Annotated in this window: 12 protein-coding genes; 5 read left to right on the top strand and 7 right to left on the bottom strand. The window is 71.7% G+C overall.

The annotated features are described in order from the left end of the window. Positions 1-128 precede the first annotated feature (128 nt). Positions 129-1,274, top strand: coding sequence for a transcription termination factor Rho (gene rho, locus IE313_RS22010; RefSeq protein WP_189934899.1), 1,146 nt, complete (start codon positions 129-131; stop codon positions 1,272-1,274). Between the two features lie 13 nt (positions 1,275-1,287). Here rho and IE313_RS22005 read toward each other — a convergent pair whose 3' ends face one another. From IE313_RS22005 to IE313_RS21975, 7 genes are all read right to left on the bottom strand, one after another. Continuing rightward, a complete protein-coding gene (locus IE313_RS22005; protein WP_229924864.1) occupies positions 1,288-2,082 on the bottom strand; it encodes an SDR family NAD(P)-dependent oxidoreductase in 795 nt (264 codons plus the stop codon). Between the two features lie 158 nt (positions 2,083-2,240). Further along, a complete protein-coding gene (locus IE313_RS22000) occupies positions 2,241-4,706 on the bottom strand; it encodes a SpoIIE family protein phosphatase (RefSeq protein WP_189934895.1) in 2,466 nt (821 codons plus the stop codon). A gap of 134 nt (positions 4,707-4,840) precedes the next feature. Continuing rightward, positions 4,841-5,932 carry a mandelate racemase/muconate lactonizing enzyme family protein gene (locus tag IE313_RS21995; protein ID WP_189934893.1) on the bottom strand — a complete coding sequence of 364 codons (1,092 nt, stop codon included), beginning with the start codon at positions 5,930-5,932 and terminating at the stop codon, positions 4,841-4,843. Next, positions 5,929-7,314 carry a glycoside hydrolase family 5 protein gene (locus IE313_RS21990; RefSeq protein WP_229924848.1) on the bottom strand — a complete coding sequence of 462 codons (1,386 nt, stop codon included), beginning with the start codon at positions 7,312-7,314 and terminating at the stop codon, positions 5,929-5,931. The genes IE313_RS21995 and IE313_RS21990 overlap by 4 nt, the downstream gene beginning before the upstream one ends. Before the next feature lie 88 nt (positions 7,315-7,402). Then, positions 7,403-8,299, bottom strand: coding sequence for a carbohydrate ABC transporter permease (locus tag IE313_RS21985; protein WP_189934892.1), 897 nt, complete (start codon positions 8,297-8,299; stop codon positions 7,403-7,405). Then, a complete protein-coding gene (locus tag IE313_RS21980) occupies positions 8,299-9,123 on the bottom strand; it encodes a carbohydrate ABC transporter permease (RefSeq protein ID WP_189935243.1) in 825 nt (274 codons plus the stop codon). The genes IE313_RS21985 and IE313_RS21980 overlap by 1 nt, the downstream gene beginning before the upstream one ends. A gap of 111 nt (positions 9,124-9,234) precedes the next feature. After that, on the bottom strand, positions 9,235-10,542 hold the full coding sequence (locus tag IE313_RS21975) for an ABC transporter substrate-binding protein (RefSeq protein WP_189934890.1): 1,308 nt from the start codon (positions 10,540-10,542) through the stop codon (positions 9,235-9,237). 441 nt (positions 10,543-10,983) lie between these two features. On the opposite strand from IE313_RS21975, the gene IE313_RS21970 reads away from it, so the two are divergent. From IE313_RS21970 to IE313_RS21955, 4 genes are all read left to right on the top strand, one after another. Continuing rightward, positions 10,984-12,054 carry a LacI family DNA-binding transcriptional regulator gene (locus IE313_RS21970; RefSeq protein ID WP_229924847.1) on the top strand — a complete coding sequence of 357 codons (1,071 nt, stop codon included), beginning with the start codon at positions 10,984-10,986 and terminating at the stop codon, positions 12,052-12,054. A 301-nt stretch (positions 12,055-12,355) separates the two neighbouring features. Further along, positions 12,356-13,048: an immunity protein CdiI family protein gene (locus IE313_RS21965; protein ID WP_189934888.1), complete on the top strand. Its 693-nt coding sequence runs from the start codon at positions 12,356-12,358 to the stop codon at positions 13,046-13,048. A 422-nt stretch (positions 13,049-13,470) separates the two neighbouring features. Beyond that, positions 13,471-13,782, top strand: coding sequence for a hypothetical protein (locus IE313_RS21960; RefSeq protein WP_189934886.1), 312 nt, complete (start codon positions 13,471-13,473; stop codon positions 13,780-13,782). After that, positions 13,779-14,297 carry a GNAT family N-acetyltransferase gene (locus tag IE313_RS21955; RefSeq protein ID WP_189934884.1) on the top strand — a complete coding sequence of 173 codons (519 nt, stop codon included), beginning with the start codon at positions 13,779-13,781 and terminating at the stop codon, positions 14,295-14,297. Before IE313_RS21960 ends, IE313_RS21955 begins: the two co-directional genes overlap by 4 nt. Positions 14,298-14,376 lie beyond the last annotated feature (79 nt).

The following is a 14,376-nucleotide window of genomic DNA, read 5'->3' as shown; positions in this document are numbered from 1 at the left end:
GGCATGTCGGTCTTCCGTACCGTTCCGCTCTGCTCCGCTCTTTCACCGCTTCCGGACGTCCGTGTGCCGTCGCACCGGCGCCGGGTCGAGCTCAGGCCTTTCCCGTGCTGTCCCATGAAAGGACCCGGATGACCACCACACTCGAACGTCCCACCCCTCCCCCCGACGCCGAACGCCCGGAACGGACCTCCGGTGTCCTGGACATCACCACGAACGGCAACGGCTTACTCCGCGGCCACCACTGCCTTCCCACCCCCGACGACGTGCAGGTGTCCGCCGCGCAGATCCGCCGGCTCGGACTGCGCAAGGGCGACACCCTCGTGTGCGACCTCGACGGACCGCACGCACTGGGCACCATCGCCCTGGTCAACGGCCGCCCACCGGCCGACCTGCACACCCGTCCGCACTTCCGCGACCTCACACCGCTGCACCCCCGGGACCGGCTCCGCCTGGAGCATCCGGGGGGAGGGCTCGCCGAGCGCGTCGTCGATCTCCTCGCGCCGATCGGCAAGGGCCAGCGCGGCCTGATCGTCGCACCACCCAGGACCGGCAAGACGGTGCTGCTCCAGCAGGTGGCCGGCGCCGTCGCCGCCAACCACCCCGAGTGCCACCTCATGGTGGTGCTGCTCGACGAACGCCCGGAGGAGGTCACGGACATGCGCCGGCGAGTGCACGGCGAGGTGCTCGCCTCCACCTTCGACCGGTCGGCCAAGGAGCACATCGCGCTGGCTGAGCTGGCCGTGGCCCGCGCCCAGCGCATGGTCGAACAGGGCCGGGACGTCGTCATCCTGCTGGACTCGCTGACCCGGCTGTGCCGCGCGCACAACAACGCGGCGGCCGCCGGCGGGCGCACCCTCAGCGGCGGGGTGGACGCCGGCGCGCTGCACGGCCCCAAACGGCTGTTCGGCGCCGCGCGGCTCACCGAGGAGGCCGGCTCCCTCACCATCCTCGCCACCGCCCTGGTCGAGACGGGCTCACGGGCCGACGAGTACTTCTTCGAGGAGCTGAAGAGCACCGGCAACATGGAACTGCGGCTGGACCGGGCACAGGCCGACAAACGCCTCTTCCCGGCGGTCGACATCCCCTCCTCCGGCACCCGGCGTGAGGAACTGCTCCTGCCGGCCCGCGATCTGACAGCCCTGCACGGCCTGCGCCGCGCCCTGCGCCGCAGCGAAGGCCACACCGGTCTCGACACCCTCCTGCAGAGGATGCGCAGGACACCGGACAACGCGGCCTTCCTCCGCCAGATCCACCGGACCGTGCCCGCGGTGTGACCCGGGGCGCGGTTCACTGGACACAGCGGACGGTGCCACCGTCCACGCGCAGGGTGGCACCGCTGATGTAACCGGCGTGCGTGCCGGCGAGGAACACCACGGCGGCGGCGATCTCTTCGGGACGGCCGAAGCGACCGGTGTCGTTGGGGACGAAGGTCTCGGTGGCGTGCCGTTCGATCTCCTCCCAGGTGTCGCCCCAGCCGCGCGCCGGAGCCTCCTGGACCAGCAGTTCGCGGACGGCCTCGGTGAGGATCGCACCCGGGGCCACGGTGTTGGAGGTGACACCCGTGCCGCGCAGTTCCCGCGCCAGCGAGACCGCGAGGTTGTGCCGGGCGGCGAGGGTGGCGCTGTAGTGCGGCTGGACGGCCATGGGCTGGACCGCGAGGCCGCCGCCCAACTGGATGACACGGCCCCAGCCCCGCTCGCGCATGCCGGGCACCAGATGCCGGATCATCCGCACCCCTGACACCACGTTGGTCTCGTAGGTGGCCGCCCAGAGTTCCGGGATGGCCTCGCTCCACGGCAGGGTGTCGTAGGTGCCCGCGTTGTTGACCAGGATGTCGACAGGCCCGCCTGCCAGTGCCTGGTGGGCCACCTCCGCGGCGCCCTCCTCGGTGGTCAGGTCACCGGCGGCGGTCTCGGCGCTGCCGCCGGCCGCGCGGATCTCGGCGGCGACAGCCCCGGCGTCCGACGGTGCCGGGCCGTGCACCACCACGGTGGCTCCCTCCGCGGCCAGCATGCGCGCGCTCGCCCTGCCCAGGCCCCTGCTCGATCCGGTCACCAGCGCACGTCTGCCGCTCAGGCCCATGTCCACGGCGGCGCACCTCCCGTCGCCTCCGGTGCCGCACCCCGACCCACAGTAGGGTCGCCGCGCCACCGGCCGTGCGCGCCGCGCCGGGCCCGTCGGGCCCGCACACCGGCAGCGCCCGACCGGGGAAGCCGGGCGGGCACACCGAGCGGGCCGGTTCAGCCCAGCAGGATCTCGCTCCACACCTGCTTGCCGCCGCTGACCGGCAGCGTCCCCCAGGCGTCGGACACGGCCTGCACGAGGAGGATGCCGCGGCCTCCGGTCGCCTCCCAGCCGATGTTCGTCGGCTTGACCGGAGTGCGCGGTGAGGAGTCGCCGACCGCGATCCGCAGACGGTCGCCGACCAGGGTGAGTTCGAGCCTCACCTGCCCCTCGGTGTGTACGAGGGCGTTGGTGACCAGTTCGGAGACGACCAGCAGGACCGTGTCGAGGTCGTGGGCCGCCCCCCAGGCGCGCAGGGTGCGTTTGGTGAAGCGGCGGGCGTGCCGGGGTGCCTCGGGCACCCGCCAGATGGTCCAGCTCTCACGCAGCGGCCGCACCGCCATGCCGTCGTAGCGCAGCAGCAGCAGGGCCACGTCGTCGCTGCGGTTGCCGGTGCCGAGCAGGGCGTCGGCGACCTGGCCCAGGTGCCCGGGGTCGGCCTGCCCGAGATTCTCGCGCAGCCGGTGCAGGCCGTCGTCGAGGTCGAGGTCCGGTGCCTCGACGAGTCCGTCGGTGGTGAGCACCAGCAGCGAACCGGGTGTCAACCGCAGCGGTGCCATGGGGAACTCCGCCTCGCCGACCACGCCGAGCGGCGGTCCGCCCTCGGTCTCGATCAACTCCGTCGAGCCGTCCGGGTGGCGCAGCACCGGCGGCAGGTGCCCGGCCCGAACGCACCAGGCGGTGCCCTCCTCCATGTCGACGTCGACGTAGCAGCAGGTGGCGAAGAGGTCGCTCTCCATGCCCACGAGCAGCCGGTTGGCGTGCGAGACCACCACATCCGGCGGGTGGCCCTCGACGGCGTATGCGCGCAGCGCGGTGCGCATCTGGCCCATCAGGGTGGCGGCCCCGGCGTTGTGGCCCTGGACGTCGCCGATGACCAGGGCCACGTGGCTGTCGGGCATGGGGATCACGTCGTACCAGTCGCCACCGACCTCAAGGCCGACCGTGGTGGGCAGGTAGCGTGCCACGGCGCGTCCACCGGGAAGCTCGGGCAGCCGGCGCGGGAGCAGGGTGCGCTGGAGCATGCCGACGAGTTCGTGTTCCGCGTCGAGCGCGTGCACACGCTTGAGTTCCTGGCCGGCGAGCCCGGCGGTAGCGGTCAGCAGGGCCCGCTCGTCGGGGCCCGCCGTGTGCGGCTCGTCCCAGCCGATGAGGCAGACCCCGACGGTGCGACCGGTGGCGGGCAGTGGCACCACGGCGAGGCCGCCGGGGCCCACGTCGGCGAGCGCGGGTTCCAGGACGGCCCCCGCGGGCCACACCACGGGCCGTCCGTCCTGCATCGCGGCCGCCACGGTGGGCATGGTGCGCACCGGTGCGTCGGGCCACTCGGTGCGCCATTCGCTGCGCCACAGCTCGGGCCATGCCTCCGGCTCCGGCGGGTCGAGTACGGTGACCACGAGCCGGTCGGACTCCACCTCGGCCAGGGCGACGCGGTCCGCGCCGAGCGGGTGGCGCAGGGCCGCGACGATGGCCCTGCTGACGTCGCGGACCGTGCCGGCCGCGGACAGCACGGCGGCCAGTTGCTGGATGCGGAACACGTCGTTGGTGCCGGGCCGAAGCTGGGAGGTGTCGACGACGGTGCCGAGCAGCCGGGGCGGGCGGCCCGCGCCGCCGGGCAGCACCTGACCGCGCAACCGGAGCCATCTGGGCTCGCCGGAGGGCCGGCGGATGCGGAAGTCGAGCTCGCGGTCGCCGATGGCCATGTGGTCGGGCTCCACCACGGACATCAGCGTGGGCAGGTCCTCGGGCACGGTCAGCGCGAGCAGCGTCTCCACCCGGCCGTCGAAGTCCTCCTCGGGGATGCCGAAGAGTTCGAGCACATGGTCGGCGACCTCGATACGGCCGCTGTCCATGGCCAGGGTGAAGGTACTGGCGGGCACGTCAGCGGCGGGGGTGGCCATCGTGGCCCCCGGGGGCAGCCGCCGCGGCGGCGGGGCGACGACCGCACCGGCGAGCAGCTCCAGGCGCCGCCGGTCCTCGGCGCCGAAGCCCTCCGGGCCGTCCGCGATCGCCAGCAGGCAGCCGCGGCCGAAGCCGTCCCCGGTCAGCGGCAGCGCGGCCAGCGACATGTCCTTGGACGCCGCCTGCCCGGCGTCCGCGCGGCCCGCGAGCTGCTCTCCGGTCAGCCACAGCGGCCCGGCCGAGCGGTGGGCGGCGGCCACCGGTGCGTCACCGGCCGAGGGGTAGCCGTCGTCGAGGCCGTACAGCGAGCGCGGCACGCCCGCGCCGGCGGTCAGGCGCAGTTCCTCGCCGCCCTTCGCGGGCTGGTACACGGCCGCGAAGGTGGCGCCGGTGAAGACCAGGACCTGTTCGACGACGGATCTGGCACGCTCCTTGGCGTCCAGGTCCGCGGGCAGTGCCTCCAACGCGCTTTCGACACGCAACGCTCCCGTTCCCCGTCCCGTCGAGTCGCTGCTGACCACAATCCGTCATTACAGCGCTTTCGGGCCGCTTGCGCACCCCTTGCGACGTCCCAAGGTCGAAAAGGCCGTGCGGGACCGGAACACCAGGTGGGCGGCGAGGGGCGGGCCCGGGCCTCCACCGGGCGAGAAGCGTCTCAGCCGGAGGAGGTGCGGCGCTCCGCGGCGGCTTCGAAGGCGGGGTCGAGCTCGATGCCCCAACCGGGCGCCGTGGGCACGTCGACCGCACCGTCGACCACCTTGAGGAGCGGTGCGTAGACGCCCCGGGTCCACGGTGTGTTCTCGATGCTCCACTCCTGGTACTGGCTGCAGGCGGGCAGGGCGGCGGCGAGGTGCAGGGTGAAGACCTGGAGCAGGGAGTCGTTGGCGCAGTGCGGCGTGCAGGGGATGCCCGCGGCCTCGGCGAGGACCGCGACCTTGCGGGCCCGGGAGACACCGCCGAGGTAGCCGACGTCCGGCTGCACGATGTCCACCGCACCAGTGCTGATCATGCGGTGGAACTGCGGCAGCGAGATGTCCTGCTCGCCGCCGGAGACCGGGATGTCGAGCGCGGCGGCCACCCGCGCGGTCTGCTCGATGTCCTCGAAGGGGCACGGCTCCTCGAAGTGGAAGTACCCGTGGTCCTCCAGCATCCTGCCGACCCGGACGGCCCGGCCTGCCGAGTAGCCGCCGTTGGCGTCCGCGGACAGGTCGACGGCGTCGCCGAGCTCCGCACGCAGGTACGGGATGATCCGCTCGGTCCTGCCGGGCGCGGCGTCCCGGTCGCGGCCCATGGCCTCGCCCACCCGGACCTTCACGGCCCGAAAGCCCTGTTCGGCCACCGCCTCCCCCAGGCGCTCGGCCTCCGCCTCCGGGGTGATGTCGCGCCGCATGCTGGAGGCGTACATCGGCACGGAGGTCCTCACGTGCCCGCCCAGCAGCTTGCTGACGGGCCGGCCGCACGCCTTGCCGAGCACGTCCCACAGGGCGGTGTCCACGCCGGCGAGCGCACGCAGCAGGAAGCTTCCCGGGAACTTGTAGTGCACCCGCAGGCACTCGTCGACGAGGGCCTCCACGTCGAAGGGGTCCCTGCCCAGGAAGAGCGGGGCGACCATGGTGTGCAGGACGCCGACACTGGTGGCCGCTTCGTAGGGGGCGGTCTGCCCGATGCCGGTCAGGCCCTCGTCGGTGTGCACGCGGACGAGGGCGAGCGGGCCGCGCAGCAGCGTCTCGACCGCCGTGATCCTCACAGGTGCTCCCGCAGCACGTCGACGAGCGGGGTGCGCACGGTGCACCGCTCCAGCGCGAAGCAGTCGGCCAGCGCCCGCATGCGCTCGGCGTCGAGCCCGGCGAAGCAGCGTGCGAAGTCGTCGACCATGGGCTCGGCGAGCAGGATGTGCCGCACCAGGACGTGGATCCACTGCTGCTGGCCGAACGGCAACGGGTCGAAGGAGGGGAACTCCTCGGCGACGGTCTTCTCCAGCGGGTCGAGGATGTGCCGCACACCGGAGTCCACACCACCCCACACGTCCACGCCGAGCCGTGCCTTCTTCTCCAGGACGGGGGCGATCCTGCGCAGGTAGGGGGACTCGGGCGGCAGGTGCGCGACGCCCTGCAGACCGATGTCCTTGTACGTCCACAGGCTCCAGCCCGCGTCGTGCTCGTCGTAGAGGGCGAGCTGGTCGGCGAGCACCCGGTAGCGGGCGGCGTCACGCGCGGGGTCGCCGCTGTAGACGGGACCGAACTCGCCCACCCAGATGGGGGTGCGGGTGGTGCGCATATAGGCGGACCTGGTCAGGAAGCGGTCCTCCAGGAAGGCCCGGTCGACGTACTGGCCTCGGGAGACGCCCGGGTAGTCGCCGCTGTCGGCGAAGCCTGCGAGGGCGTAGTCGTGGACGGTGTAGACGGTGTTCGGCCAGGGATCGCGGAAGAGGTCGAACTCGGTGGCGTGCCGGTTGCCGTCCAGGAAGATGACGTGGTGTGGATCGACGGCCCGGATCGCCTTGTGCAGCCGCTCGTAGAACGGGCCGATGGTCTCGCCGTCGGAGTCCGCGGGTTCGTTGAGCGGGTTGTAACCGGCCACCCAGGGATTGTCGCGGTAGTGCTCGGCCAGCGCCTCCCACAGGTGCACCACCCGGTCCTGGAAGTGGCGGTGGGTCCAGAAGAACGAGCGGTGCGTCGGGTTGTCGCTGTGCCAGCGCTGGTTGTGGTAGCCGGGTGCGGCGTGCAGGTCGAGCACGGTGTACAGGCCGTGCCGTGCGCAGCTTTCGACCACCCGGTCCAGCAGCGCGAAGCCCTCGGGTTTGAGCTCCATGGGGCGGTCGTCGTCCTCGAAGTGCCGGTAGTTGAAGGGCACGCGGACGCAGTTCATGCCCATCCCGGAGAGCAGCCGGGCGTCGGCGTCCGTGAAGAACACCTCGAGGAATCGGTCGAAGAAGGCGTCGTACGCCTCGTCACCCACGACGCGCCGCAGGGCTGCCCGCTGGAGTTCCTCGGTGGACGGGTAGCCGGTGATGAAGTTCTCCATGTTCATCCAGCCGCCGAGCCCGACGCCGCGCAGGCGCACCGGCTCACCCGTGGCGGTGGCGAGGTGGTCGTCCTGGACCTGGAGCATCACGGACGGGTCGTTCATGGACGTACTCCTTGCGTGCTGCGGCACGGTGCCGCGAAGAGATCCGGTGGCCGGTGCCCGGGCCCCCAGGGGCGGTGGCGCCGTGTGGTCACCGGCTGAATCCGGCGGTGAGACCGCGGATGAGGTAGCGGCGCCCGACCAGGTAGGCGGCGAGCATCGGCAGAGTGGACAGGACCACGGCGGCCAGCACGGCGGGCACGTCGACGGTGTACTCGCCCTGGAACGTCCACAGTGCCATCGGCAGCACCCGCTTGTCGGGACTCTGGGTCAGGATCAGCGGGAACAGGAAGCCGTTCCAGACGTGCAGGGCGTCGTAGATGCCGACGGTGACGAGGGCGGGCCGGGCCAGCGGGACGACGAGGTGCCACAGGATCCGGCCGTCGCTGCCGCCGTCCAGGCGCATGGACTCGAAGAGCTCCCGGGGGATGTCCCTGATGAAGTTGGCGAGGATCAGGACGGTGACCGGCACGGCGAATCCGATCGAGGGCAGGATCAGCGCGAGCAGGCTGTCGTAGAGGTGGACGCGGGTGATCATGTAGTAGAGCGGGATGATCGTGGCGTGCACGGGGATGGCCAGGCCCAGCAGGAAGACGGAGAAGGCGGAGCGCACGAGCCGGCCCCGGCCGCGCACCACGGCGTAGGCGGCCATCAGGGACAGGGCGACGGTCACCGCCACCGAGGCGGCGGTGACGACCACGCTGTTGAGGAAGTAGGTCCAAAAGCCGCTGTCCAGCACCTTCGCGTAGTTGTCGAGGGTGAGGTTGCGGGTCGGGGCGAGCGGGTTGCCGGAGAAGAAGCCGGCCTGGCCGCGCAGGCTGGTGATCACCACGTAGTAGATCGGCAGGATGATGACGGCCAGCCAGACGAGGCCGGCCACCGCTGCGGGCACGTTGGGACGACTGCGCACGGTGCGCGGCCGCGCGGGGCCCAGCGGGGCGGCGGGCCGGGTGCGGGGCCCTGCGGCGGGGGTGGTCGTGGTGGCCATCAGAGCCCTTCCTGTTCGCTGCGCATCCGGCTGAAGCCCGTGAACCTGGTCAGGGCGAACGCCAGTCCGAGTCCGATCACGACGAGGATCACCGCGAGAACGCTGGCTCTGCCCATGTCGTTGGCGGCGAATCCGGTGAGGTACATGTCGAGCGGCAGCAACCGGGTGCTGTTGCCCGGGCCGCCTCCGGTCAGGACGAAGACCACGTCGAAGTAGGTCAGCGAGCCGGTGACCATCAGCGTGGAGGAGGTGATGAGGGTGCCGCGCAACTGGGGCAGCGTGACGTAGCGGAACTGCTTCAACCGGCCGGCGCCGTCGATGGTCGCCGCCTCGTAGAGAGAGGCGGGGATCTGCCGTACGGCGGCCTGGTACAGCAGGGTGTGGAAGGGCACGAACTGCCAGGCGATCACGAAGACGACCACGTACAGCACGAGGTCGGGATCGCCCAGCCAGTTCTGTGCGAGGAAGTGCAGGCCGGGCGCCCCGCCGATGCCGAAGTGCGGGTCGAGGATGGCCTTGAACGCGATGGCGACGGCCGCGGAGGAGAGCAGCAGCGGGACGAAGTAGAGCGCGGCGAGGGCGGCGCGGTAGCGCTGGGTGCCGGCGGTGAAGACCCCGAGCAGCAGGCTGATCGGGGTCTGCACCAGCCACGACACCACAATGATCTTGAAGGTCAGTACCAGGGCGTTGCCGGTGACCGGGTCCTTCACCACGTCGGACCAGTTGCGCCGGCCGGCCCAGCCGATGTCACCGAGACCGTCCCACTGCGTGAAGCTGAGGACCACGGCGCCGGCGAGCGGGACCAGGGCGAAGACGACGAACATCAGCAGCGCCGGGAGGACCAGCAGCCCGTTGGCGCCGTGGCGTTGCTCTTGGGTGATCGAAGAGCGGGTTGCCGGGGTTCGGGGGTGAAGGACCGACACGTCAACTCGATTTCAGCCGGAGAGGGTGGCGTTCATGTTGGCCGCGAACTTCTCCGGGGTGATCTCCTTGAGGAAGATCTGCTGGAGGTTGGTGAGCACCGCGTCCCCTGCCTTGGGGCCGAGCGCCTGGTCCAGGGAGAGGGCGAAGTTCGGGGCCTTCGCGGCCATGTGGTAGACCGCGGTGAAGTAGTCGGGGTCGCTGGACTTGGCGATCCTCGGGCCGAGATCGGCCACCGGGGGCACATTGCCCTCCTTGAGGAGATCGCCGACGTACTGGCTGTTCAGCAGGGCGTTCTTCAGGTACGCGCGGGCGGCCTCCTTGTCGGCGTCGGACGCGGACGCGGAGATCGACCAGTAGTTGGAGGGGTTGCCGACGACGTCGTCCGCGTCTCCCTTGCCGCCCGTGACGGCCGGGAAGGGGAAGTAGCCGAGCTTGCCGCTCTCGATGAACTTCGGGTCGGCCTGCTGGATCGTCTGGTAGGCGGACGGCAGGGCCAGCGTCATCGCGGCCTTGCCGGTGTACAGCAGGGCCACGTCCGCGCCGCTGTCGGTGGTGATGGAGGCGAAGTCGTCGACGAATCCGCCGGCGTCCACGAGTGCCTGGATCTTCTCGTTCGCCTCGGTCACGGCGGGGTCGGACCAGGCCTTGTGCTTGCCGGCCAGGATGTCGTTCAGCACCCGGGGCCCGCCGATCCGGTCCATCAGGTAGGAGAGCCACGGCAGCAGCGGCCACTTGGCCTGGCCGCTGACGGTGAACGGGGCGATCTTGGCCCTCTTGAAATCGGCGACCTGGCTCATCAACTCGTCCCAGGTCTTCGGGGGTTCGGCACCGATCTGCCGGAACAGGTCCTTGTTGTAATAGACCATCACCGGCTTGATGCCGTTGTTCGGCAGCGCATAGGTCTTGCCGCCGATCTTCCCGCCGGCCGCGATCGAGGGGATGAACCGGTTCTTCACATGAGGATCGGCGACCAGGTCGCTGAGGTCCTCCACCGCTCCGGCCTTCACGTAGGAGTCCAGGACGCCGCCGCCCCAGCCGTAGATGAGCGTCGGTGCCTGGCCGGCGCCCACCGCGGTGCGGACCTTCTGCTTGTAAGGGTCGTTGGCGAATGCCTGGACGCTGAACCTCTGGTCGGGATGTGCGTCGTTCCAGCCGGTGAAGGAGTTGCGGAAGGCCTGCTCCGTGACACCGCTGAGGATCCAGACCGACGCTCCACCGCCCGCTGTCCCGCCGGACTTGGGGCCCGAGGTGCCGCAGCCCGTCATGGCACCGCCGAACAGGGCGGCGAGTCCTGCCGCGAGCACGGTCCTTCGTGACATGACCGATGCCGTCATGCTGTCCGCCTCTCTTCCCTGGTCACGACGGTGTGTCCAGGGGTGTGGATGGGGATGGCGCGGCACCAGGTGCTGCTAGCGATTACCGGGACCACGCCCAGGGGTCGCCTGCGGATGTTAGTGCGCTGGACGACGGCTCGCTGGAACTCCGCCGAGCAGGCACATCCGTGATCGGATTCCTCCACACCCTCCGTCGGCCGCTTCGTGCTCGCGGCCCGGCTCCGTGTCCGGCACCGCAGGCCACCACGACCCCTGAAGTGGTGGCCTGCTGTCCGGCGCCGCTCGTGTGTCGCTGGACACCTCACGCGCCTCACGACGAGGCGCCTCGCCGTGGTGCCCGGCCATCGTGCTAGCGCCGCGCGGCGTTGTCAATCGTTATCGATAACGTTATCGGTGCCGGCGCGGCAGACCAGTAGAATTCGGACCGTGACCAGCAACCGAGTGACCATCAGAGAGGTCGCCGCGCAGGCGGGCGTCTCGGTCGCGACCGTCTCCAAGGTGCTCAACGACCGCCATGGAGTGGCCGCGAGCACGATGCAGCGGGTGCGCGAGGCCATCGAGGAGCTGGGCTACGAGTCGAGCCTCGTGGCGCGCAGCCTGCGCAACCACCGCACCAATGTCGTCGGCGTCCTGGTGTGGGCCATCGAGCCGTACAGCGCGGAACTGCTGAAGGGCGTGGCGCGCGGGCTCAAGGGCACGGGGTACGAGCTGGTGGTCTACTCGACCGGCGCGGAGGCGGGCGGCCGGGTCGGATGGGAACGGCGGTACCTGTCACGGCTGTCGGGGACCCTGATCGACGGGGCGGTGCTGGTGACGCCCACCGTCTCGACGGAGGGGATCGGCTCGCCGGTGGTCGCGGTGGACCCGCACAGCGGAGGCGACGGCGGCTGGACGGTGGCGGCGGACAACCACCGCGGTGCCCGGCTCGCCGTCGAGTACCTGCTGGGCCTCGGCCACCGCCGCATCGCGTTCCTCGGCCGGCCGCCGCGGGACCTGGAGTCGAGCAGGCAGCGCGAGGCCGGGTACCGCGGCGCCCTGGAAGACGCGGGCGTACCCTTCGACCCCCGCCTGCTGCGCAACGCCGGCTACGAGGACAACGAGTCGCTGGAGGCCGCCCGCACCCTCCTGGCCCTGCCCCGGCGGCCCACGGCGATCTTCGCGGCGAACGATGTGACGGCGATCGCCACCATGGAGGCCGCCCTGACCCTCGGTATGCGGGTGCCGGACGACCTGTCGGTGATCGGCTTCGACAACATCCCCGAGGCCACGATGGTCGAGCCGGCCCTCACCACCATCGAGCAGCCGTTGCAGCTCATGGGGCAGCGGGCGGTGGAGACGCTGCTGGACGTCCTTGCCGGGCGCGAGCCCACCGAGGCGCGGCTGATGCTGCCGACCCGGCTGGTGGTGCGCGGTTCGTGCGCCGCGCCGCCCGCCGACCCGAGCCGGGTCGTCGGGCTAACCGCGCCGGAGGAGGACGCGGCGGCTCCCGCCCCGTAGCCGGAACGCCGCGGTGGTGGGAGGGGCGCGGGCCGGACCCGCCGGCGCCGCCGCACGGCCATGCGGCCCACGCGCAGCGGTGTGCCGTGCAGGCGACACGGACGCGGGCCGCGGCGGTGGCCGTCGCACAGGCTGCGGGGGCTGACCGGACGGACCGCGGAGCGGAAGGCCACCGGACACCAGGGCACCGGCACCGTGCGGCCGGTCCGTGGAACCGTGCTCGGAGGAAGACCCCACCATGTCGCCGTCACCGTCAAGGACAGCGGTCTCCTCACAGGAGCGGAACAGGAGCGAACCCCGCATGCGCCAGACCGACGGCCCGCGCCACCTGCTCGTCCGGGCCCTGGGCGAGGCGACCTGCTTCTTCCTTCCGGCCGCGCCGGGTTGGCCCGACGACCTGGACACCTTCAGCCGGGCACTGCCGCCGGACGACCCCTCGCTCGGTCTTCCGGCCGCCCTCGTCGGCGCGTTCGACGCATGGCTCCGGGCCCGGCCCGAGGGCGGGTTCGCACGTCGCACGGAGCTGCGCGCGCACGCCCGCCGGGGACTGGCCCTGGCCCAGTCCCTGGCCGTGCGCCTCGGCCCGCGGCAGGTCGTGCACTACTGGGACGAGGCGTACGACGCGACGAAGGTCGTCTGCTGGACGTGCAGGAGGCTGCACTGGAGCCTGGAGGAACACGGCAGCCCGCCGCCTCCCGTCCGCACAACGGTCAAGGCAGAGTTCAAGTGGTATCCGCTCAGGTCCGAGGAGTTCGAAGACTTCGCGCCCGACGACCCGGCCGCGCTCCTGCACCTCTCCGACGGGCTGGTGAGCGATCTGTACCGGTGGGCGAAGGACTTCGACGCCGGTATGGAGCAGTACCTGGCGGACCGGGACGAGGCGGACGACGACGCGCGTCGGGCCGCACTCGACGTGCGGGGACAGGAACTCGCCGCGCGGGTCACCCGGGAACTCGGACCGGCGGGGGAGGTCACCTACGGAGGACTCGCCTAGAGCCGCCCTGGCATGCCTGGGGGTGCCGCTGCGGGCGCATGTCACCCCGCACTCGCGTGGTGTACGCGACGTCGTGGACACTCGGCAACGGCTCACTGGATCAGTTCAGTGCACGAAGGCTCCCCGGATGCCGGACGGACGTGGAGGTGCAGGTCATAGCCTCGGACGAGGTCGAGCATGGTCGGGTTCGGGGGGTGGGCGCCGGTGGTGGGCGGCGTGTCGCGGGCTCGGTCCTCGTAGGAGGTCCAGCCGCGGCTGCCCGGCCTTCCATTCGGCCGAGGCGATGGTCGGCAGCGGGTCCATCCCGGTGCCGACCGCGGGGCAGAACCGGGGGGACGGGATCGGTGCGGCCCCAACGGGTCCGGTCACCGGAGGTCATCGAGGAAGGCCGACGTCGCGACGTCGGTCGGGAGGGCACGCCCGTGCTTGCGGTAGTCGACGAGGACGGCACCATGCCGAGTGGCGGCTCGCTGCTGGATGAGCCGGACGGGACCGTCCGCGGCGGTGCGCGGCGGATGCCGGCCGCCGCGCTGAAGGCCGAAGCACATGCGTGTACGGCCGAGTTGGCCGATGTGGGCGCCCACGGCTCCGAGGAACCGGTCGCCCTCGGGGACGGCTACCGCGACCAGCACCGGTGGCGGGCCGTGCCCGCACCCCGTCTCCCCGCCGTCCCTGCGGCAGCCCGCTTCGCACGCGGTCCGCTCATGGAACTCCCCGAGGCGGCCGAGGCGTGAGCGTCCTCGCGGCCCAGGCCATTCGAACCAAGCGGCTGGACCTGCTGCCGCTGCACGTCGAGCACGCCGAGGAGATGGCCGCAGTGCTGTCCGATCCGGCCCTGCACACCTTCATCGGCGGTACGCCGGACACCCCGCAGGCCCTGCGCTCGCGCTACCTGCGCCTGACCGCGGGTTCTCCCGACCCTGCCGTGTCCTGGCTGAACTGGGTGGTCCGGCTCCGTGACACATCGTGCCTGACGGGTACGGTCCAGGCGACGGTCGGCCCCGCGGGCCAGGGGTCCACCGCCGAGGTCGCCTGGGTGGTGGGGACTCCGTGGCAGCGAAGGGGCATCGCCACCGAAGCGGCCCGAGGACTCATCGCCTGGCTCGGCCGGCAGCCGGTGCACACCGTGATCGCCCACATCCACCCCGACCACCGGGCTTCCGCTGCCGTCGCCGCTGCCGCCGGGCTCACGCCGTCCGGCGAATGGCACGACGGCGAGATCCGGTGGCACCTGAGTACCGGACGATGACTCCGCCGATGCACGGGTCTTGGCTACTGCTGTCACGCCACCGGCCGCCATCGGCCCCGCCGGGCCCGGCGGGGCCGAT

The organism is Streptomyces sulfonofaciens, from assembly GCF_014656295.1.
Taxonomy (GTDB): Bacteria; Actinomycetota; Actinomycetes; order Streptomycetales; family Streptomycetaceae; genus Streptomyces; species Streptomyces sulfonofaciens.
Note: the sequence above shows the minus strand (reverse complement) of the source record. Positions and strands in the feature narration are given on the sequence as shown.

What these genes read in the sequence shown, in the direction of transcription:
- rho (WP_189934899.1), top strand. Translation starts at nt 129, where the DNA reads ATGACCACCACACTCGAACGTCCCACCCCTCCCCCCGACGCCGAACGC.
- IE313_RS22005 (WP_229924864.1), bottom strand. Translation starts at nt 2,082, where the DNA reads ATGGGCCTGAGCGGCAGACGTGCGCTGGTGACCGGATCGAGCAGGGGC.
- IE313_RS21990 (WP_229924848.1), bottom strand. Translation starts at nt 7,314, where the DNA reads ATGAACGACCCGTCCGTGATGCTCCAGGTCCAGGACGACCACCTCGCC.
- IE313_RS21985 (WP_189934892.1), bottom strand. Translation starts at nt 8,299, where the DNA reads ATGGCCACCACGACCACCCCCGCCGCAGGGCCCCGCACCCGGCCCGCC.
- IE313_RS21980 (WP_189935243.1), bottom strand. Translation starts at nt 9,123, where the DNA reads ATGTTCGTCGTCTTCGCCCTGGTCCCGCTCGCCGGCGCCGTGGTCCTC.
- IE313_RS21975 (WP_189934890.1), bottom strand. Translation starts at nt 10,542, where the DNA reads ATGTCACGAAGGACCGTGCTCGCGGCAGGACTCGCCGCCCTGTTCGGC.
- IE313_RS21965 (WP_189934888.1), top strand. Translation starts at nt 12,356, where the DNA reads ATGCGCCAGACCGACGGCCCGCGCCACCTGCTCGTCCGGGCCCTGGGC.